Raw genomic sequence first — 19928 nt, 5'->3', positions numbered from 1 at the left:
CGCCTGGTTGGTATGTCGTGCTCACGCCGACCACCTCGCCAGGACCGGTCGCGGGGACGCCGAAAGGTCCCGGCGGGCACCGCCCGAGGTGCGCGCGGCCGGTCCGCCGTCCCCACCCCCGCCGTTCCCGTCGTCGCCGTCGTCCTCGACGCCCAGGTAGCGGCGGCGTACCTCGTCGCTGGCGGCGAGCTCGCCGGCCGGGCCGGACAGCACCACCTCGCCCACCTCCAGCACGTACGCGTGGGAGGCCAGGGACAGCGCCATCGCGGCGTTCTGCTCCACCAGGAGGACCGTCGTGCCCTGGCCGTTGATCTCGCGGACGGTCTCGGCGATCCTGGCCGCCATCATCGGGGCCAGGCCCAGGGTGGGCTCGTCCAGCAGGAGCATCCTCGGCCGGGCCATCAGAGCGCGGCCGATGGCGAGCATCTGCTGCTCGCCCCCGGACAGCAGGCCCGCGCGCTGCCGGGCACGTTCGGCCAGCACCGGGAAGAGCGTCAGCACGCGGTCCCTGGACTCGGCCGCCGCCCGCCGGTCGCGCGCGCCGAGCGCGCCGGCCCGCAGGTTCTCCTCGACCGTCATCCGTGCGAACACCCGGCGGCCCTCGGGGACCTGGACGACGCCGGCGGCCACGACGGACGAGGCGGCCGTCCCGGACAGTCTCGCCCCGTCGAAGCGGACCTCACCCGCGGTCACCCCGCCCCGGTGGAAGCCGAGCGTGCCCGACACGGCGCGCAGCAGGGTGGACTTGCCCGCCCCGTTGCCGCCGAGCACGGTGACGATCGAGCCGCGCGGAACCTCCAGCGACACCCCCCGCAGGGCGGCGACCGGGCCGTAGCTCACCGCCAGGTCCCTGACGATCAGCCCGGAGCCCTCGGGGGGGCGAGGGTCGTGCACGTCCATGTGTATGCCTCCTGAGAGCCGATGACCGCACCCAACCCAGGTGGTTCACCGGCGTCCAGGGGGCCCGGTGAAGTCGGGGCGGGTGCCCACGCCGGGCGTGCGCTGGTTGTGCGCGGGCACAGCCGAGGGTCACGAAACATAACAGAACCTTGTTCCGGTGCTGGTCGCGCTGACACCATCACCGGATGGGGACTCGCGACGTCACCGAGGAAGAAGTGCGCAGGATCATGCGTCTGGCCGCCCAGCGGCTGATGGGACGGCTCCCCGAGCTGGCCGACGAGCTCACCGCGAAGATCCGCGACACCGACGAGGCGTACCGCCGGATGGTGCCCACCGACGACCACTGGCAGAGCGTCTACGACGCCATGCACCACGGCATCGGCGCGATCCTGCTGCCCCGGTCCGAGCGGCGCGACGTGCCGCAGGCGGAGAAGACGGCGCGGCGCAGAGCGGAGCAGGGCCTGCCCATGGACTCGCTGCTGCGCAGCTACCGGCTCTCCGCCGAGGTGATGTGGGACGCCCTCATCGACGTGGTCACCGAGGAGGAGCTGGAGAACCTGCCGGTGCTGACCCGCAGCGCCACCAAGGTGTGGCACGCCATCGACCGGCAGGCCATCGCCGCCGCGGACGCCTACCGCAGGCGGGAGGCGGAGATGTTCGGCCGCACAGCCGAGCGGGTGCAGTCGCTGCTCGACGCGCTCCTGCGGGACCGGGCCGACGCCGCCCTGGTCCGCAGCGCGGCCGCCGCGCTGGACCTGCCCGAACGCGGCCGGTACGCGGTGGTCGTCACCCGGCTGCCCGGCCGCTCCGACCACGGGGACGAGGCCGTGCGACCGGCCGCCCTGGGGGCGATGCGGCTGCTGTGGCGGATGCGTCCCGACGACGAGGTGTCGGTGGTCCTGCTGCACGACGCGGGTGCCGACGACCTGACCCGTGAGCTGCGTCCGCACGTCGCCGGGTACGCGGGGATCAGCCCGGTGGTCGAGGGCCTGGCCGAGCTGGGCCGTGCCCGCCGGCTCGCCGAGCTGGCCCTGCGGACCTGCGTGGGGGAGGGGCCGCAGATCGTCAGGCTGGAGGACAGGCTGCCGGCGGCACTGGTGGTCAGCCAGCCGGAGCTGGCCGGTCACCTCAGCGCGGCTGTGCTCCGGCCCATCCTCGCCCTCGACCAGGCCGACCGGGAGGTGCTGCTGGGCACCCTGGAGGTGTGGCTGCGGTGCGAGGGCTCGGCCGTACGCGCCGCCGGGCAGCTGTACTGCCATCGCAACACGGTCTTCAACCGCATCCGCCGCATCGAGCAGCTCACCGGCCGTTCGCTGTCGCGTCCCCTGGACATCGTGGAGCTCGCCCTGGCCCTCGACGCGGTGCGGCTGCTGCCGGCGACCTGAGGGTCACGGGCTGGGCCGGCCCCCGGCGGTCGCACGCCCCGGCCGGCACCGACCCGGCGATCACCGGTTTCCGCGCCGGCGACGGCCCGGGACCGCACGCTCCACCGCTGTCCGCGCTTAGCGGGATGCCCGGCGGGGCAAGGGATATGAATACCCCGCAGGCGTGAACCGAGGTGGTGTCGATGCTGATCGGTAGGATTCTGCAGCACAAGGGAACCGAGGTGACGACCGTCCGTCCCGACGTGACGGTCGCCGAACTCCTGGCCGTCCTGGCGGACAACAACATCGGTGCCGTGGTGGTGTCCGAGGACGGCTCGTCGATCGCCGGCATCGTCTCCGAGCGTGACATCGTGCGCCGGCTCCACGACCGCGGCGCGGGCGTGCTGGACGCCCCGGTGTCGTCCATCATGACGGCCGAGGTCCGCACCTGCTCTCTCGACGCCGACGTCGACGAGCTGCGACACACCATGACCACGCACCGGATCCGGCACGTGCCGGTCATGCGGGACGGCGGGCTGGCCGGGATCGTGAGCATCGGCGACGTGGTCAAGAGCGCCATCGAGGAACTGGAGACCGAGAAGGCGTACCTGGTCGACTACCTCCACCGCTGACGCCCACCGCCCGCCGGGCCGGGGCTCCGGGCCGGCGGGCGGCTGCCGCCGACGCGGGAAGCCGAGGCCGTCCGGGCCGCGGCCGGGGGCACGTCGTCAACGGCGGGGGACCGTTCACGGCGGCCGGCCACGGCGGGGGAGCGTCCGGGAGGCGCGTGCCCGCCCGGACGCCCCCCGGTCAACCGCCGAACCGGCCGAACGTCGTGACGGAGTCGGCCCAGCGGCCCAGCAGGACGTCGTCGTGGCTGATGGCCAGCACACCGGCGCCGGTCCGCTCCCGGTAGGCGTTGACGACCGCCACCAGGTGGGCCTGGGTGGAGGCGTCCAGCATCGTGGTCATCTCATCGCAGATCAGGTAGCGCGGTTCCAGCGAGAGAGCCCTTGCCAGGCAGGCCCGCTGGAGCTGGCCGTCGGAGACCTCGTGCGGACGCCGGGTCAGCAGGTCGGGGGTGAGGCCGACCTCGGCGGCCAGCTCGCCCGTCCGTTCCGGATCCGGCCTGCCCACCGCGGCCCGCGGCTCGGCGATGATCTCGGTCAGCGTCAGCCGGGGGTCCACCGCGAGCCGCGGCTGCTGGTAGACCAGCGCCACCGAGATGCGCAGCTCCCGGTCGGCGCGTTGCCGCCAGCCCCGTACGGGGTGGCCGTCCAGCGTCACCGTGCCCGAGGCGGGCCGGAGCATCAGTGCCAGCACCCGCGCCAGCGTCGACTTGCCGCAGCCGCTGGGCCCGCCCAGACCGGTCACCCGGCCCGGCTCCAGGGTGAAGCCGACCCGGTCCAGCACCGTCTGCCTGCCGTACCTGACGGTGACGTCACTGGCCTTGAGCACGGCCGGCCTCCAGGGGACGCTCCAGTGGGTGGTGACAGGCCACGCCGTCCGCCACCGGCGGCGGTTCCCCGCAGGCGGGGCTCGCCGCCGGGCAGCGCGGGGCGAAGGCACAGCCGTCCGGCAGCCGGGTCAGCTCGGGCGGCATCCCGGGGACGGGGACGAACGCCCGGTCCGGCCGGGCGTCGAGGAGCCCGGCGGTGTACGGGTGACGGGGGCGGTTCAGGACCCGCTCGGCGGGCCCGGTCTCGACCAGACGGCCGGCGTACATCACCGCCAGGTCGTCGGCCACCTGCTCGGCCGCGCGCAGGTCGTGGGTGATCAGCAGCACGGCCCTGCCCTCGTCGCACAGCCCGCGCAGCGCCGCCATCGCCCGGTCGACCAGCGGCCGGTCCAGCCCGCTCGTCGGCTCGTCGGCCAGCAACAGCCACGGGTCCCCGGCCAGCGCCATCGCGTTGGCCACCCGCTGGGCCATGCCCCCCGACAACTCGTGTGGGTAACGGTCGAGGTCGGCCGGTCGCAGCCCGTACCGTTCGGCGAGGACGTCCGCCCGCTCCCTGACCTGCGCGGCGGGCGTGCCCAGCTCCCGCAGCGCCTCCTGCAACTGCGCTCGCGCGGTCCGCACCGGGGTGAGATGGGTGGCCGGGCTCTGCGGGATCAACCCGATCGAGCGGCCGCGCACCCGCCGCGCCAGCACGGCCTGCGAGGCACCGAGCAGCTCCACCCGCTCGTCCCCCTGCTCCAGCCACGCCTTCCCGGAGACCGAGGCGTTGCCGGGCAGCAGGCCGAGCAGCGCGTGCGCCAGCACCGACTTGCCGCAGCCGGACTCACCGACCAGCGCCAGGCAGCGGCCGGGCCGCGCCTCGAAACAGGCGCCGGTCACGGCCCGCACGGTCGCCCCCGGAATCCGGAAGGAGACCGTCAGATCCTCCACCACGAGCGCGTTCACAGATCCTCCAGCACGGACCGGTTCACAGGGACAGCTCCGATCGCCGGCGGGGGCTGAGCCGGTCGCGCCAGTACTGCGCGAGCACCGCCACGGCCAGCGTCGGGACCAGCACGAACAGGCCGGGCACCAGGCTCGACCACCAGTCGCCGACCAGCAGCGAGTGCCGTCCGTCACTGATCATGTTGCCGAGCGAGGCCAGGTGGGCGGGGAGCCCCAGGCCCAGGAAGCTCAGCGCGGTCTCGTGCCAGATCGCGTGCGGCACCATCAGCACCGTGGCCAGCAGCAGGTGCGGCAGCAGGTGGGGCAGCAGATGACGGCGGATCACCCGCGAACGACCCGCGCCGCCGGAGATCGCCGCCTCCACGAACGGCCGTGACCGCAGCGACAGCACCTCCGAGCGGATGATCCTGGCGGCCGTCGTCCAGTGCGTGACGCCCACCGAGACGACGACCGCGACCGGGCTCGGCGCGAACAGCGCCACGATGAAGATGCCGAACAGCAGGTGCGGCACCGAGTTGAAACCGTCGACGACCCGCATGAGCAGGCGGTCGGGCATGCCGCCGAGGCTGCCCGCGGCCAGGCCCACCAGGCCGCCGATCACCATGCTGACCAGCGCGGCGACCAGGCCCACCAGGAACGACACGCGCAGGCCGTAGACGGAGCGCAACAGCACGTCCCGGCCCACCTGGTCGGTGCCGAACGGGTGCGCGAGGGACGGCGGCAGCCCCGCCGAGCGCAGCTCGACCAGTTGCTGGTCGAGCCGGGCGAACGGCGGCACCAGCAGCACGGCCAGGCCCAGCAGGACCAGCGTCACCGCGGCCAGTCGCGCCGTACGCGGAGCCTCGGTCCACCACCGCATCTCAGCCCACCCCCAGGGTTCGCACGCGCGGGTCGGCGACCGTGTACGCCACGTCGGCCAGCAGGTTCCCGCAGACCACCGCCAGGGTGCCCAGCAGGGTGAGCGCGGCCAGCAGCGGGAAGTCCACGGCCAGGGCCGCCTGCACCGAGGCCGAGGCGACCCCCGGCCAGGAGAAGACGGTCTCCACCAGGATCGCCCCGGTGACCAGCTCGGGCACCCGCGCGCCGAGGAGGGTCAGGAAGGGCAGCAGCGCCGAGCGCAGCGCGTGCCGGACGACCACCGTCCGCTCGCGCAGGCCGCGGGCACGGGCACCCACGACGAAGTCCTCGCGCAGGGTGCCGATGACCGACTCCCGGACGTACAGCACGAGCCACGACGACTGGGAGACCGCCAGAACCGTCACCGGCAGGATCATGTGCGCGGCCACGTCCCCGGCCTCCACGGTCGACGACCCGGCGCTGGTCAGGCCGCCCGCGGGCAGCCAGCCGAACTGAACCGAGAACACCCACACGGCCAGCAGACCGAGCCAGAACACCGGGGCCGCCTCGTTGGCGAACGCGCCACCGGTGATCAGCCGGTCCGCCCACGAGCCCTCGCGCCACGCCGCGAGCGTGCCCACCAGCAGGCTCCCGGCCAGCATGAGGACGATCGCCGCCGAGGTGGCGAGCAGGGTCCACGGCAGGCGTTCGGCGATGACCTGGGTCACCGGCAGATGCAGCGAGCGCGAGTCGCCCAGGTCGCCGCGGAACAGGTTGCCCACCCAGGTCGCGTACTGCTCCAGGACGGGCCGGTCGAGGCCCCAGTTGGCCCGGATCCGCTCGACCACCTCGGGGTCGGTGACCGTCGCCCGATCCCCCAGGTACTGGCGGACCGGGTCGAACGGGGACGCCTTGGCCAGGGCGAACATGCCGGCGGTCACCGCGATCAGCAACGGCACGGCGAACGCCAGCCGCCAGGCCACCAGGCGCAGGACCACCGCCCCCAGGCCGCCGGAGGAGGGCCGCCCTCCCCCGCCGGCGCCGCCGGGGGAGGGGAGGGGCTCCGGCGCACCGGGGACGCCGGGTCCGGCGGGGACGGCGCCGAGGGGTTCGGCCGGGACGGTGCGGAGGAGCCCGGGTGCGCCGGGAGCGGAGGGGAGCCCGCTCTCCGTGCCGCCGGGGACGTGCTCCCCGGAGGACGTGGCCGGTTTCACGACGCGGGCCTCCAGGTGTGGATGTCGCGGAACAGGCCGCCGGTGGCGTGCTCGTGGGCGTCCACCCCGGGCCGGACGCCGGCGGGGTTGCCGCGGATCACGTAGACGTGCTTGAGGAAGACGAGGTACGTCCACACCTCGTCGTCGTGCACGATCTTCTGGAAGTCGCGGTACACCTGCCTGCGGACGGCCTCGTCGCCGGAGGCGCGGCCGGTCTCCAGCAGTTCGTCCACCTTCGGGTTGGCGTACCCGCCCGGGTTGAAGAAGCCCTTGCCCGCGTAGGCGGAGTGGAAGAGCTCGTAGTTGACGTAGTCGGGGTCGTACGGGCTGCCCCAGCCCATGATCAGAGCGTCCTCGGACATGCGCGGCTCGATCGCGTCCCAGTCGAGCCCGGCGAGCCGCACGTCGACGCCGACCTTCCGGGCGTCGGAGGCCACCGCCAGCGCGAGCTCCTTGCGGAGCGTGTCACCGGCCGGGTACATCAGGGAGAACTCGGCCCGCCTGCCGTCCTTGACCCGGATGCCGTCGTCGCCGGCCTTCCACCCGGCGTCCTGCAGGAGCTTCCTCGCCGCCTCGGGGTCGCCCGCGGCCGGACCGGTCACCTCGGGATTGTGCCAGGCGGTGTCGGGGGAGACGGGCCCGAAGGCGGGCCGGCCCGCCCCGGCGAGGATGGTGTCCACCATCGCGCCGCGGTCGATGGCCAGGCTCAACGCCCTGCGGATCGTCCGGTCACCGGTGACCGGCTGCTTCAGCGGGAACATGATGCCGCGGTAGTCGGCGCTGGGCACCCGGTGGACCGTGATGTCCGGCTGTCCGTCGAACCGGGCCGCGGCCTTGGGCGGGAGGATCGTGGCGTCGAACTCCCCGGCCGACATCCGCGCCGCCCGGACGTTGTCGTCCTCGGCGAAGGCCAGGACCAGCCGGGTGATGGCCGGGGCACCGGCCCAGTAGCCCCGGTTCCCCTCCAGCACGATCTTGTCGCCGGGCGTCCGCGACACGAACCGGTAGGGCCCGGCGCCGGGCGGCGGGTCACCCGTCAGCGGACTGCCCTTGGGCACGACACCGAGCGTGGTGCGCTGCACGAGCGGGGCGTACGGGTGCTTCAGCGTGAAGACCACCGTCTTGGCGTCCGGTGCGGCGACCTCCTCGATCGCCGTGTAGTCGCCCCGGATGGGGGAGTTGTTGGCCTCCTCCAGCAGCGCCTCGTAGGTGTACTCCACGTCGGCGGCGGTGACCGGCCTGCCGTCGTGGAACTTCACACCCTCGCGCAGGGTGAAGGTGACGGTCTTGCCGTCGGCGGAGGTCACCGGCGCCGTCGCGGCCAGCGCCGGTTTCATCGACAGGTCGGGTTCGCGGCTCATCAGGCCCTCGTAGATCAGCGACCCCCCGTCGGGGGAGTAGCCCATCACCGGGTTGAGGGTGTCGAACTCGGAGCTGAGACCGATCACGAAGGCGTCGCCGGGGGCGGGGGTGCCGGTGGTCGGTGCGGAACAGGCTGCCGTGAGCAGGCCGAACACGGCGGACAGGGTGGCCAGGCGTCGAGCCAGCCTCATTTGACCCCTTCCAAAAATCGACAAAACCACCCGGAACATAACCTTATTGCGACTTGGTGGCAACTACCATCGCGTTGCGGACGGCGGCGATGCGTACACTGACCCCAGGTGACGCGCGGGAGGCCTGGTGAAGCTCAAGCTGGATCTGCACCCCATCTACAACCGGGGCGGAGAGATCGACAAAGCACTGCGGGACGTCGTCGACGAGGCCATCAGGAAGCGGGCCACCGAAGTCGAGATCATCCCGGGCAAGGGCTCCGGCCAGCTCAAGAAGAAGGTCCTGCGTTTCCTGGAGCAGAAGGAGATCAAGGCCCTCTACCACCGCATCGACAAGGACTCCAAGAACCACGGCCGGCTGTTCGTCTACTTCCGGCACAAGTAGGAAAGGGGGTCTCCGGCCTGCGGAGACTCCCGCCCTACCCCGTCTGAGCTGGGGTTTCTTGTCCTGCTGGATCTCGTTTGATCTCAGGTCGTCTGGGGGTGGTGTGCCCGCCGTGTGCCCTGAGACGCAAGAGCCCCGCCCCTTCTCGGGTCGGGGCTCTTGCTGTCCGGTCTCGAATCATCGCTCGCCCGGCTACTCCTTAAGAGCTGCTAACACAATGAGCTGAGGCGGCGCCAGCAGATCAACGCGCACCCAAGCTTGAGGAAGGCCTCATGGATGTCGGCGCGGACCTCCCGGCGGATCCGCAGCCGGCGGAAGTGGTGCAGCAAGGCGAAGGCCTGCTCCACCACCCGGCGCTGTGTGCCCAGACCGGAGCCGTGTTCGGTGCCGCGGCGGGCGATCAGCGGGCGAATGCCGAGGGCACGAACCTGCCTGCGGTGCTTGTCGTGGTCGTAGCCGCGATCACCTGGGACGACCTCGGGGCGCCGACGCGGGCGGCCGCGCTTGCCGCGCACCGGCGGGACGGCCTGCAACAGCGGCACCAACCGGGTGACGTCGCCCGCGGTTGCCGCCGGTGAGGACGGCGGCGTGTGCGAGACGCTCCTGCGCTCCTCGGCCGAGGAACTCGCGCAGGAGCTGGCCATCCAGGTGGAACTGGTGCAACGGACGCGGGCCGTGGACACCTTCACCTCATGAGCCGGCGCGGCGGCCCGGACGCCCCCGTGCCGTGTCGTCGCGCTTTCCAACTCCCCGCGGGCGATGGTGCGCAGACCAGGGACCGCCAGCGGGGGGGGCAGACGCGGCTGGATGGCATCCAGGCGAGACGTCGTCGAGCGCCAGCCGTTGGCGGTGCCCCGTCAGGGGTGGCGGGGCACCGCCAACGGCTGGCGCTTCCGGGAAGATCCTCAAAATCGCGACAGCGGAAGGCTGCGATTCTCCAGGGCTGGGCATATCGTGGGCATTGCAACTGGGCATTTACTGGGCATCGTCCTCACAAGGAGGTGGAACCCCATGCCGCCACCCGATCCGCAGCCCTCTGACATCGCCACCGAGCTGCGATCTTTCCTCCACACCGGCCTACCGGTGCCCTCCACTCTCACCGCGCCGGCCCTGCTGGCTCTTTCCGGGGTCGCTCTACGCGCCACCGACCCGCGCAGCACGGCGAGCCGGGCCCGTGCCCTGGACGGGGTGCTGCGCTGGCAGCTCGCCCAGCTCAAGCACGACCTTGCCGACGCGGCCCGGATCCTGTTCGGAGCCTCACCAGGGACGGCCGGAGCCTCATTGACCGACCGCAGGGCCGCAGCGGCGCAGGCCGCCGGCTATGAGGTCCACCACTTCCGCAAGCGTGTCGAGCCGCGGCTGTGCCGGCTCCTGGCCGACATGCTCGCAGCCGACTCCGAGGAGGTCACCGCCGTCCACGTCGCACCGCCGATGCTGACCGCGGCCAGCCGCGGACCGCTGCACCTGCCCGCCGACGTCTTCGCCTGGGAAGCAGTCGAACACGAGCGGATGCTGTCCACCTTGTGGGCGGCGATCTACGCGCTGCGTGCCGAGCTGCTCGACCTGGCCCGGCTGATCAGCATGGACGCCCCCGCCTCTGACCGCCGACGCGCGGCCGAGACCACGATGTGGCGTTACGCGCAGGTGCTGGCCGCGGCCGACGATTACCGCACCGCCTACGGCGATGCGCTCCTGCACGCCGAGACCACCCTCACCCCGCGCGGCATGGCCCGATTGGCCGGATGGATCCCGCCGCTGCCCGACGACGTGATCGATCACCTGTCGGCCGCCGCGCACCTCGCCGCCACCCGGGAGGACTTCCTGGCCCGGGTCGACGCCGCAGACCGCGACGTCTGGCACACCGCGATCAGCACCACCAGCACGACCGAAAGGACGGCATCGTGACCCCTCCCACGACGTCAGCCCCGCGCCGCTACGTCATCACCGGCGGCCCCTCCACCGGTAAGGACAGCCTCTTCACCTGCCTGCACGAGCGGGGGATCCCCTGCTCGGACGGAGAGATCGCCCGGGAGATCTACCGCGCCCACCGGGAACGCCTCGGCCGACACCTACAGGTCGGCGACCGGCGGGAGTACTCCCGCGAGGTCCTCGCCGGCTTCATCTCCGAGTACAGCTCCCACAAGCACGGCCCCCGCTTCTACAACCGCGGCATCCCCGACGGCTACGGCTGGGACCGCTTCTTCGGTCTCAGCCCGTACCCGGAACTGGAGGAGGCCAGCCGCGCTTACCGCTACGACCGGGTGTTCGCCTTGGACCCGCTGGACAACTTCACCAGCGCCGATGACCTGGTCTGGGCCAAGGAACGCGAGATCGCCCGCGTCCACCAGCTCATCATCCAGGGCTACTACGACGCCGGATACCAGCCCATCTTCGTGCCCGCCGACGACGCCGCCGCGCGCGTCGACTTCATCATCGCCAACCTCCCCGTCCCCTTATGACCCGTGTCCGAGGAGAGCCATGAACTCCATCTCGCTCGTCTCGCCGAACAACGTCACCGCCAACGCCATGGTCCGGGCGATCGACATGATCCGCCCGCAGATCCAGGCCCGTCGGCCGGCCCTGGTCGCGTTCTGCGTCGGTACGCAGATCAACGGCACCCCGCACCTGGGCACCTCCCTGGTCCAGACGGCCGCGTTCCTGCTGGCCGCCACCGCCCGCCGCGCCTTCGCCGTCGAGGCCGTGGTGCGCTTCGGCGCCCTGGACAACGCCCCCTACGACGTTCAACTCGACCCGGAAACCCACCACGCCTACCAGGTCACCTATCACCACGCCCTCGGCGCCGACGGCGTGAACGACATGATCGACAAGAACTACCGGGCGTTCTTCGACTCCCTGGCCGACGCCACCGGCATCGACTACTAGATCGAGACCTACACCGAGCAGCAGACCACCCCAGCGTTCCGCGCGGAGTTCCTGCGCACCCTGCGCCACCTGGACGCCATCCGCTGGCCGCTGTCACCCTCCCACGGCGTCGTGCACCTGCGCCTGCCCTGCCCGGCCTGCGGATGGGCCGAGAAACGCGCTGAGCGGACCAGGCTGATCCATATCGGTGACGCCTCGGCGACGCTCACCGCGGTCTGCACCGACCACGGCGACTACGAAGTCACCGTGATCCCCGAGGACAACGCCTACATCGACCTGGCCACCCTGTACCGCAACCTGGTCAAGGAGCGCGTCCTGGCCGGCGAGGCCGCCACCCTGCCCGTGATGGTCAAGGGCGGCGACTGGGCGCCCGGCTGCCAGCTCGTCGACACCGCATTCGCTGCCCTGCACGGCATCCACCCGCCGGCGCGCATCTTCACTCCGATGATCCTGACCGACACCGGGGCCAAGCTGTCGAAGTCTCTGATCCGAGACAACAAGGTCGCCCCGCCGCCCGGCGCGCAGCCGTGGATGCTGAACGCCACCGAGTGGAACGGCAGCATCGACGACTACGTGGACGCGATGGTCTGGCTCGTCCGGCTCATGCTGTCCGACCCCAAGCACTTCTACCGCTCCTACACGACCTTGGAGGTCGACCGCCTTATGAGCGCCCGCACCGTCACCCCGACCAGTCCGCCCCGTGCCCGTCACATGAACCTCTACCGGCGCTACTTCGACCTGGTGGTCTCCGGCCGTAAGGCGATCGAGGTCCGCGTGCAGTACGCCAACCTGCGCAACCTCGCCGCCGGTCAGTACATCCGCTTCGCCTGCGGTACCGACGAGTGCTTGGTACAGGTGAAGCGGGTGGCTCGCTACACCTCATTCGAGGAGATGCTCGACACCGAGGGGCCGGCCAACGTCAACCCGGACAGCCCACGTGAGGAGCAGCTGGCCAACATCCGCCGCATCTACGGCCCGGAGAAGGAAGCCCTGGGTGTTCTGGCGATCGAGATCACGCGGGTGTGAGGAAGGGCCAGTGCTCCCTGAGCCGCACATGGGTAGCCCGGTACGGGCGGGCCGGAAAGCGCCCCGCCCCGTCGCCGGTCGGCGCGGAGACGGACTTGTCAGGCGGGATCCGGCGCGGCGGCCCGTTCCGCGAGACGTTCCAGGGCCGCGTACCCCCGGGCGTCTCACCCGCGTCGTTCCAGGACCGTCGTTCCAGGACCGTGGAATCGCCGAATTCCGGATATGAGGTGATGTCAATGGATCGACGGCGAGTGGGGTGGTACGGCACCATTATGTGATCGCCTGATGGCAACGTCCCATCTGGTGATCGGTGAAGCTTTCGGCGGGTCGCGGGGGCGGTGGGGTCCTGCCCGGGCGGTGACCGCGTCCCGGTTGGAACGATCTCGCAGAGAGCCCGCCGTTCCCGACCGCACACGTTCCACGTTCCCGAAAGGCCCTCCCCCCATGACCGATATCAACGCCCTCCTCGCCCAGCGCGCCGAACTGGACCGCCAGATCGAGGAACTCCAGTACGGCGACCTGAAGGAGCGCGAGAACGTGCTCGGCGGCATCCTGACCGCCGTCGCCGAGTGGGCCACCTCGCGCGGCCACGAGGCGCTGAGAAGGGACCTGAAGAACTGGGAGTACATCACCTTCTCCGGCATCGAGGTCGGCGTGGGCCACGACGGCGGCGACCGCTGGGGGCTGCCGCAGACCTCGGTCACCGTGATGGACTCCGTCAGCGGCACCGACGTGGAGTTCGGCGCCACGCCCCCGCCGGTCCAGGCCGTCATCGGGCTGCTGGACGGTCTTCTGGCCACCCGCTGACCGGTACGCCGCGCCGGTGCCCCGCCCCCGTCGAGGGCGGGGCCGCCTTCCCCTGCCCGGTCTGAAGGACCGCCCGAGCCGTGACTCCGGTCCGCCCTGCGACTCTGGTCCGGCCCGCGGCTCCGGCCCGCCCCGGAGGACCGCCTGAGCCACGGCTTCGGCCCGGCCCGCGGGTCAGAGCTTGCGGAAGGTCCTGGCCTCCTCCGCCGCCGCCAGGACGGCCTCCAGCGGGCTGTCCGCGCCCGCGGACACCGCGGCCGCGATCGCCCCCTCCACGAACGGCACGTCGGCGATCACCACGCGCTCCTCCTCGAAGAGCCGAGCGGTGAGCACCGAGCTCCCCAGGTCGGGGATGAGGATCACCCCGTCCCCCCGGTCCACCTCCTCGATCGCCGCGGCCACCAGGTCGGGGCTGGTGCCGAGGCCGCCGTCCTCGGCGCCTCCCGCGGCCGCCAGCGGAACGCCCGCGCCGCCCAGTTGCGCGGCCAGCAGCGCGACCTCCGCCGCGAGCGGGCCGCTGTGCGAGATGAGGACGATCCCTACCACCGCCGCGTCCCCTCCCGCCGGGCGAGGGCGTCGCGAACGCGGGCGGTGCCCGGTGGACGCGGGTGCCGGGTCATCGCGCCGCCACCGTGTGCAGGGCGGTGAGGATGAGCGCGGTGGAGGCGGCACCGGGGTCCTCGTGACCCACGCTGCGTTCGCCCAGGTAGCTGGCCCGCCCCCGGCGGGCCCGCATCGGGATCGTGGCCTCCGCCCCCTCGCGGGCCGCCGCCGCGGCGGCGGCCGCCGCCTCCCGGGGTTCCGAGCCCTCCTCCAGGGCCCGCCGGAGCGCCCGCACCGCGGGGGCGAGGGCGTCGACCATGGTCTTGTCGCCCTCCGCCGCGGATCCGAGCCTCCGGACTCCGGCCAGCCCGGCTTCCAGGGCGGCGCACAGCTCGCCGGGGGACACCTCGGCGGTGTCGCCCAGGTCGCCCAGTGCCCTGCCCATCTCCCGGAACGCGGTACCGTACAGCGGGCCGGAGGCGCCGCCGACCTTGCGGATCAGCGTCGTGCCCACCACGGTCAGCAGTGCGGCGGGGGTGTCCGGCTCCTTGACGGCGAGAGCCCGGACGACCGCGGTGAAGCCCCGGTCGAGGTTGCTCCCGTGGTCGGCGTCGCCGATCGCGGCGTCCAGGTCGGTCAGCCGCTCCTTTCCGGCGGCGACGGACCGGGCACTCTCCTCGATCCAGGCGGCGAAGAACGCGGTGTCCATCTCAAACCCGGTGGCCATCTCAACGGCCCCAGCGCAGGGCGGGTGTCTCCACGGGCGCGTCCCACAGGCGGACGAGCTCGTCGTCCAGCAGGCAGACCGTGATCGAGAATCCCTGCATGTCGAGGCTGGTGACGTAGTCACCGACCAGGCTCCTGGCCGCCGTCACGCCCTTCTCCGCGAGGTAGGCCGAGACCTCGGCGAAGGCGACGTACAGCTCGATCAGCGGGGTGGCGCCCATGCCGTTCACCATGACCAGGACGTCGCCGGAGAGCGGCAGGTCCTCGTGGAGGGCGTCCATCGCCACCCGGACCAGTTCCGCGGCCGGTCGCATGGCCGAGCGGGCCCGGCCGGGTTCGCCGTGGATGCCGATGCCCAGCTCGACCTCGGTGTCGCCCAGTGCGAAGGTGGGCCTGCCCGCGGCCGGGGTGGTGCAGGCGCTGAGCGCCACCCCGAAGGAGCGGCTGCGGGCGTTGACCGTTCCGGCCACCCGCGCGACCTCGGCCAGCGGGGCACCGCTCTCGGCCGCCGCACCGGCGATCTTCTCGACGAAGACGGTGGCGCCGGTCCCCCGGCGTCCGGCGGTGTGCAGGGAGTCGCGCACGGCCACGTCGTCGTCGACCAGCACGCTCGCCACCTCCACCCCCTCCTCGGCGCTCAGCTCGGCGGCCAGCTGGAAGTTCAGCACGTCACCGGTGTAGTTCTTCACGATGTGCAGGACACCGGCCCCGCCGTCCACCGCCGTGGTGGCCTCGATCATCTGGTCGGGCACGGGAGAGGTGAAGATCTCACCGGGGCAGGCCGCGTCGAGCATCCCGTACCCGACGAATCCGGCGTGCAGCGGCTCGTGCCCGGAACCGCCGCCCGACACCAGGCCCACCTTGCCGGGGCGGGGCCCCGAGTCCCGGAACACGATCTGGTTCTCCACGTCCACCCGCAGCCCGGGATGGGCGGCCGCGATGCCGCGCAGCGCGTCGGGCACGACCGACTCGACACCGTTGATGAGCTTCTTCACGTCTCCCAACGTCGCTCTGTTCGCCGGAGATGGCAAGCACCGGCGCCGACGGACACCGGCCGGGCCCTTCGGCCGGAGAACCGCCGACGGACACCGGCCGGGCTCTTCGGCCGGAGAACCGCCCCCGTGCCGGGCCCGTGGAGGTGGCGGTGACCGCGACGCTGTAGGAGGATCTGGCCAGGCCGTTTTCCGGTGCCGGAGGTGGGAGGCGTCATGTCGGTGTTGCGGGATCTGGTGCGGAGCATCCGTGACGGCGGGATCGAGGTCGTCGACCTCACCGCGCCGCTGTCGTCGCAGACGCCGATCCTGCGGCTGCCCGAACCGTTCGGCAACACCGTGCCGTTCACGTTGAAGGAGATCAGCCGGTACGACGACCGCGGCCCCGCCTGGTACTGGAACGACTTCGAGACCGGCGAGCACACGGGAACGCACTTCGACGCACCGGTCCACTGGGTCACCGCCAAGGAGGGCGAGGACGTCTCGCAGGTGCCGGTCGGCCGCCTGATCGCCCCGGCCGTGGTGCTCGACTTCGCCGCGGAGGCGGCCGAGGACCCCGACTTCCTGCTCCGGGTCGAGCACGTCAGGGCGTGGGAGGAGGCCAACGGGCCGCTGCCCGAGGGCGGGTGGCTGCTCTACCGCACCGGCTGGGACGCCTACGCCCACGACCAGGAGCGCTTCCTGAACGCCGACGAGACGGGCCCGCACACGCCCGGCGTGTCGGTCGAGTGCGCCAGGTGGCTGGCGGAGGAGACGCCGATCGCCGGGCTGGGCGTGGAGACCGTGGGCACCGACGCGGGCGCCGCGCACGGGTTCGACCCGGCCTTCCCGTGCCACTCGTTCCTGCTGGGCGCCGGGAAGTACGGTCTGACCCAGCTGCGCAACCTCGACCGCCTCCCGGCCGTCGGCGCGGTGGTCGTCGCCCCGCCGCTCCCCATCGTCGGCGGCTCCGGCAGCCCGGTGCGGGTGCTGGCCCTGGTCGAGCGGTGAACGTCGCCGAGGCGGTGGGCCGGGCCCTCGCCTCCCTCGGGGTCGAGACCGCCTTCGGGGTGGTCGGCAGCGGCAACTTCCACGTGACCAACGCCATGGTCGCGCACGGCGTGCGCTACGTCGCCGCGCGCCACGAGGGCGGCGCGGCGACCATGGCCGACGCCTACGCGCGGCTGAGCGGGCGGGTCGGCGTGCTCACCGTGCACCAGGGGCCCGGCCTGACCAACGCGATGACCGGCATCGCCGAGGCGGCCAAGAGCCGCACCCCGCTCGTGGTGCTCGCCGGCGAGACGACCGAGCGCCGCTCCAACTTCTTCGTCGACCAGGCCGCGCTCGCCGAGGCGGTGGGTGCGCGCTCCCTGCGCGTCACCTCCGCCGAGACCGCCGTGGCCGAGACGGTGGAGGCGTTCCGCACCGCCCGTGACGGCCGCCGCACCGTCCTGCTCAATCTGCCCCTGGACGTGCAGTCCCGGTCCGTCCCCGCCGTCCGTGCGCCGGGTGTCGCCGGGGGATCCGGACCGGATCCGGCGCCTGCGGCGGTGGGCGTGCCGGGGACGCCGGTCGCGGCGGAGGGCGGCTCCGGCGGAGAGGCGGACCGGCCGCCGGCGGAGCCCCCGGGCACGGAGGCGGCCCGGCTCGCGGCGCTCCTCGCGGGAGCGCGCCGCCCGGTCTTCGTGGCCGGGCGGGGAGCGCGCGGTGCCCGGCGCGAGCTGGAGGAACTGGCCGGCCGGACCGGCGCGCTGCTGGCGACGTCCGCGGTCGCCAAGGGCCTGTTCCGGGGCAGCCCGTGGGACCTGGACGTCAGCGGCGGCTTCGCCTCACCGCTCGCCGCCGAGCTGATCCGTGGCGCCGACGTGCTCGTGGGCTGGGGCTGCGCGCTCAACATGTGGACCACCCGCCACGGCACGCTGATCGGCCCGGACACCGTCGTCGTCCAGGTCGACCTGGACGACGACGCCCTCGGCGCGCACCGCCCGATCAGTCTCGGCGTCACCGGTGACGTCGCCCGCACCGCCCGGGCGGTCACCGGCCTGCTCGACGACGGGCCGTACGCCCCCGGCGGCGGCCCGCACGCCGCGGACCGGGACTCCGGGGGCGGGCCGGGGGAACGGTCCGGGCTGGAGGAGCAGTTCGGGCCGAAGGAACGATCCGGGCCGGAGGAGCAGTTCGGGCCGTGGGAGCGGCCCGGTTCGGGGGAGCGGCTCGGATACCGTTCGGCGGAGCTGGCCCGCCGGATCGCGGCGGAGGTCCGGTGGCGGGACGTGCCCTACGCCGACGAGGGCGGCGCGGGCAGGATCGACCCGCGCACCCTGACGATCGGGCTGGACGACCTGCTCCCCGCGGAACGCGTTGTCTCCGTCGATTCCGGAAATTTCATGGGATATCCGTCAATGTTCCTCGATGTCCCGGACGAGGAGGGCTTCTGCTTCACGCAGTCGTTCCAGTCGATCGGCCTCGGTCTGGCCACCGCGGTCGGGGCGGCCCTGGCCCGCCCGGACCGGCTCCCGGTGGCCGCGCTGGGTGACGGCGGCGCGCTGATGGGCGTCGCGGAGCTGGAGACCGTCGTCCGGCTCGGCCTTCCGATGGTGATCGTGGTCTACGACGACGAGGCGTACGGTGCCGAGGTGCACCACTTCGGCCCGGACGGGCACCCCTTGGCCACCGTGACCTTCCCGCCCGCCGACATCGCGGCCATCGCCCGGGGCTTCGGCTGCCGGGCGGTCACCGTACGGGACCGGGAGGACCTCGCCGCGGTGGCCGGCTGGCTGGACGGGCCCCGCGACCGTCCGCTCCTGGTCCACGCCCTGGTGAGCCGCTCCGGCGGCTCATGGTGGCTTCAGGAGGCGTTCCGGGGTCACTGAGACACGGGTCCGGGCCCGCGTCTCCCGGACGACCCTTCTCCCGCACGGCGGGCGGCCGGTCAGGAAGGGGGCGGGCGGGAGGGGCCGGGGGGCGGAGGGCTGGGGTACGGTTCAGCCATGGCTGAGATCGTGTACCCCCCGGTCATCGGGGCGGCGTTGACCATGTTCCGCGCGCTGGACCTCAAGATCCGCATCGAGGGTGCCGACCGTATCCCGCGTACCGGCGGAGCCGTGCTGGTCAGCAACCACATCAGCTATCTCGACTTCATCTTCGCGGGCCTGGCCGCGCGTCCCGCCGGGCGCCTGGTGCGCTTCATGGCCAAGAAGGAGGTCTTCGACCACAGGATCTCCGGTCCGCTGATGCGCGGCATGCACCACATCCCGGTCGACCGCGCGGCCGGCGCCGCCGCGTTCGGCGCGGCGCTGAAGGCGCTCCGCGGCGGCGAGGTCGTGGGCGTGTTCGCCGAGGCCACGATCAGCCGGTCCTTCACCGTCAAGGAGATCAAGAACGGTGCGGTCCGGATGGCCGTCGCCGCGAACGTCCCGATGATCCCGATCGCACTCTGGGGCACCCAGCGGCTGTGGACCAAGGGCCGTCCCCGCAGGCTGCTCCAGCGGCACGTGCCGATCACCATCGTCGTCGGCGAGCCGATGACCCCCAAGCGCGGCGACGACTACGACGCCGTCACCACGGACCTGCGCGGGCGGATGAGCACGATGCTCGACGAGGCCCAGCGGGGCTACCCGGAGATCCCGCCGGGCGTGTGGTGGCAGCCCCGCCACCTCGGCGGCACCGCGCCGACCCCGGAGGAGGCCGCCAAGCTCGACGCCGAGGAGGCGGAGGCCAGGGCGGCACGGAAGGCGCCGTGACGTTCCCATGAGCGACGCGCTGGAGAACCTCGCCCGCGCCTTCCAGCCGGGGCCGCGCCCCGGCCCCGGCCGCACGCCGGGCCCGATCGGCATGACGATACTGCTGCTGCTCTGGGTGGGCCTGGGCGTGCTGCCCTTCGTGTCCGCGGTGTCCGACCTGAAGCTGGCGACCGGCTCCGTCGGCACCCCCGGCACCCTCACCGTCGTCTCGTGCGAGGACCTGGGCGAGGGCCGCTACGACTGCAAGGGCAGTTTCACGCCAGACGGAGGGGGAGCGGCGATCCCGGTCGACGCCTCGCCCGACTCCTCCGCCGGTGACGTCAAACGGGCCCGGCTCACTCCCGAGGGCGACCGCGCGGTGCCCACCGGCACCCCGGGGATCCTCGCCGCGCTGACCCTGCCGTTCCTCGGCGTCGGCGTGTTCGCCTTCCTGCCGTACGTGGTCATGTACGTCTTCGGGGTGCGCCGGGGCCGCCGCGCCGCGGTGGCCTTCGGTGGTCTCCTGGTGGCCGTCTCACTCGTCGGGGTCGTCGTCGGCATGGTGGCCGCCTACTCCTGAATCCCCATCCCGCCCA

21 protein-coding genes and 1 pseudogene are annotated in these 19928 nt (G+C 72.7%); 12 read left to right on the top strand and 10 right to left on the bottom strand.

Annotation, left to right across the window (positions count from 1 at the left end; genetic code table 11):
- Positions 1-21: 21 nt before the first annotated feature.
- Complete coding sequence (locus F4562_RS06185) at positions 22-900, bottom strand: ABC transporter ATP-binding protein (protein ID WP_184543937.1); 879 nt, start codon at positions 898-900, stop codon at positions 22-24.
- 185 nt (positions 901-1085) lie between these two features.
- Between F4562_RS06185 and F4562_RS06180 the strand changes: the two genes are divergently transcribed.
- Together F4562_RS06180 and F4562_RS06175 are read left to right on the top strand one after the other, a co-directional pair.
- Positions 1086-2285 carry a PucR family transcriptional regulator gene (locus F4562_RS06180; RefSeq protein WP_184543939.1) on the top strand — a complete coding sequence of 400 codons (1200 nt, stop codon included), beginning with the start codon at positions 1086-1088 and terminating at the stop codon, positions 2283-2285.
- Between the two features lie 182 nt (positions 2286-2467).
- A complete protein-coding gene (locus tag F4562_RS06175; protein WP_184543941.1) occupies positions 2468-2896 on the top strand; it encodes a CBS domain-containing protein in 429 nt (142 codons plus the stop codon).
- 178 nt (positions 2897-3074) lie between these two features.
- Here F4562_RS06175 and F4562_RS06170 read toward each other — a convergent pair whose 3' ends face one another.
- From F4562_RS06170 to F4562_RS06150, 5 genes are read right to left on the bottom strand one after another with little or no spacing between them, the layout of a single operon-like run.
- On the bottom strand, positions 3075-3722 hold the full coding sequence (locus tag F4562_RS06170; protein WP_184543943.1) for an ABC transporter ATP-binding protein: 648 nt from the start codon (positions 3720-3722) through the stop codon (positions 3075-3077).
- The gene (locus F4562_RS06165; protein ID WP_184543945.1) at positions 3706-4668 is read right to left on the bottom strand and encodes an ABC transporter ATP-binding protein; all 963 of its coding nucleotides are present in this window, start codon (positions 4666-4668) and stop codon (positions 3706-3708) included. Before F4562_RS06165 ends, F4562_RS06170 begins: the two co-directional genes overlap by 17 nt.
- 22 nt (positions 4669-4690) lie before the next feature.
- Positions 4691-5527, bottom strand: a complete 837-nt coding sequence (locus tag F4562_RS06160) for an ABC transporter permease (protein WP_184543947.1) — start codon at positions 5525-5527, stop codon at positions 4691-4693.
- 1 nt (position 5528) lies between these two features.
- Complete coding sequence (locus tag F4562_RS06155; protein ID WP_311734108.1) at positions 5529-6719, bottom strand: ABC transporter permease; 1191 nt, start codon at positions 6717-6719, stop codon at positions 5529-5531.
- Positions 6716-8272: an ABC transporter substrate-binding protein gene (locus tag F4562_RS06150; protein WP_184543949.1), complete on the bottom strand. Its 1557-nt coding sequence runs from the start codon at positions 8270-8272 to the stop codon at positions 6716-6718. The genes F4562_RS06155 and F4562_RS06150 overlap by 4 nt, the downstream gene beginning before the upstream one ends.
- 127 nt (positions 8273-8399) lie before the next feature.
- Between F4562_RS06150 and F4562_RS06145 the strand changes: the two genes are divergently transcribed.
- Entirely contained in the window at positions 8400-8654 is a 255-nt protein-coding gene (locus F4562_RS06145; protein WP_184543951.1) for a Smr/MutS family protein, read from the top strand.
- A gap of 209 nt (positions 8655-8863) precedes the next feature.
- Here F4562_RS06145 and F4562_RS06140 read toward each other — a convergent pair.
- Positions 8864-9242, bottom strand: a pseudogene (locus tag F4562_RS06140) (transposase); the annotation flags it as partial.
- Positions 9243-9665: 423 nt separating this feature from the next.
- Here F4562_RS06140 and F4562_RS06135 point away from each other — a divergent pair.
- From F4562_RS06135 to F4562_RS06115, 5 genes are all read left to right on the top strand, one after another.
- Entirely contained in the window at positions 9666-10559 is an 894-nt protein-coding gene (locus F4562_RS06135; protein ID WP_184543955.1) for a hypothetical protein, read from the top strand.
- Positions 10556-11113 (top strand): AAA family ATPase, encoded by a 558-nt coding sequence (locus F4562_RS06130; protein ID WP_184543957.1) that lies wholly within the window; start codon positions 10556-10558, stop codon positions 11111-11113. Before F4562_RS06135 ends, F4562_RS06130 begins: the two co-directional genes overlap by 4 nt.
- 19 nt (positions 11114-11132) lie before the next feature.
- Positions 11133-11537, top strand: coding sequence for a hypothetical protein (locus tag F4562_RS06125; protein ID WP_184543959.1), 405 nt, complete (start codon positions 11133-11135; stop codon positions 11535-11537).
- A gap of 111 nt (positions 11538-11648) precedes the next feature.
- Positions 11649-12563: an ASCH domain-containing protein gene (locus F4562_RS34665; protein ID WP_311734109.1), complete on the top strand. Its 915-nt coding sequence runs from the start codon at positions 11649-11651 to the stop codon at positions 12561-12563.
- A 444-nt stretch (positions 12564-13007) separates the two neighbouring features.
- Positions 13008-13370: a hypothetical protein gene (locus F4562_RS06115; RefSeq protein WP_184543961.1), complete on the top strand. Its 363-nt coding sequence runs from the start codon at positions 13008-13010 to the stop codon at positions 13368-13370.
- A gap of 174 nt (positions 13371-13544) precedes the next feature.
- On the opposite strand, the gene F4562_RS06110 is transcribed toward F4562_RS06115, so the two are convergent.
- From F4562_RS06110 to dhaK, 3 genes are all read right to left on the bottom strand, one after another.
- On the bottom strand, positions 13545-13916 hold the full coding sequence (locus F4562_RS06110; RefSeq protein ID WP_184543963.1) for a PTS-dependent dihydroxyacetone kinase phosphotransferase subunit DhaM: 372 nt from the start codon (positions 13914-13916) through the stop codon (positions 13545-13547).
- 70 nt (positions 13917-13986) lie between these two features.
- Positions 13987-14640 carry a dihydroxyacetone kinase subunit DhaL gene (dhaL, locus tag F4562_RS06105; protein ID WP_246473363.1) on the bottom strand — a complete coding sequence of 218 codons (654 nt, stop codon included), beginning with the start codon at positions 14638-14640 and terminating at the stop codon, positions 13987-13989.
- Position 14641: 1 nt separating this feature from the next.
- The gene (gene dhaK, locus F4562_RS06100; RefSeq protein ID WP_184543966.1) at positions 14642-15634 is read right to left on the bottom strand and encodes a dihydroxyacetone kinase subunit DhaK; all 993 of its coding nucleotides are present in this window, start codon (positions 15632-15634) and stop codon (positions 14642-14644) included.
- Positions 15635-15847: 213 nt separating this feature from the next.
- Between dhaK and F4562_RS06095 the strand changes: the two genes are divergently transcribed.
- From F4562_RS06095 to F4562_RS06080, 4 genes are all read left to right on the top strand, one after another.
- Entirely contained in the window at positions 15848-16621 is a 774-nt protein-coding gene (locus F4562_RS06095; RefSeq protein ID WP_184543968.1) for a cyclase family protein, read from the top strand.
- Entirely contained in the window at positions 16618-18483 is a 1866-nt protein-coding gene (locus F4562_RS36220; protein WP_184543970.1) for a thiamine pyrophosphate-binding protein, read from the top strand. Before F4562_RS06095 ends, F4562_RS36220 begins: the two co-directional genes overlap by 4 nt.
- Positions 18484-18600: 117 nt before the next feature.
- Entirely contained in the window at positions 18601-19353 is a 753-nt protein-coding gene (locus F4562_RS06085; protein ID WP_184543972.1) for a lysophospholipid acyltransferase family protein, read from the top strand.
- Positions 19354-19360: 7 nt separating this feature from the next.
- Positions 19361-19912, top strand: a complete 552-nt coding sequence (locus F4562_RS06080) for a hypothetical protein (RefSeq protein WP_184543973.1) — start codon at positions 19361-19363, stop codon at positions 19910-19912.
- The last annotated feature ends 16 nt before the right edge of the window (positions 19913-19928 follow it).

The sequence above is a fragment of the Streptosporangium becharense genome, from assembly GCF_014204985.1.
In the GTDB taxonomy this organism is placed as follows: Bacteria; Actinomycetota; Actinomycetes; order Streptosporangiales; family Streptosporangiaceae; genus Streptosporangium; species Streptosporangium becharense.
The sequence above is the reverse complement of the archived record's forward strand: the minus strand, read 5'-3'. Positions and strand labels throughout refer to the sequence as shown.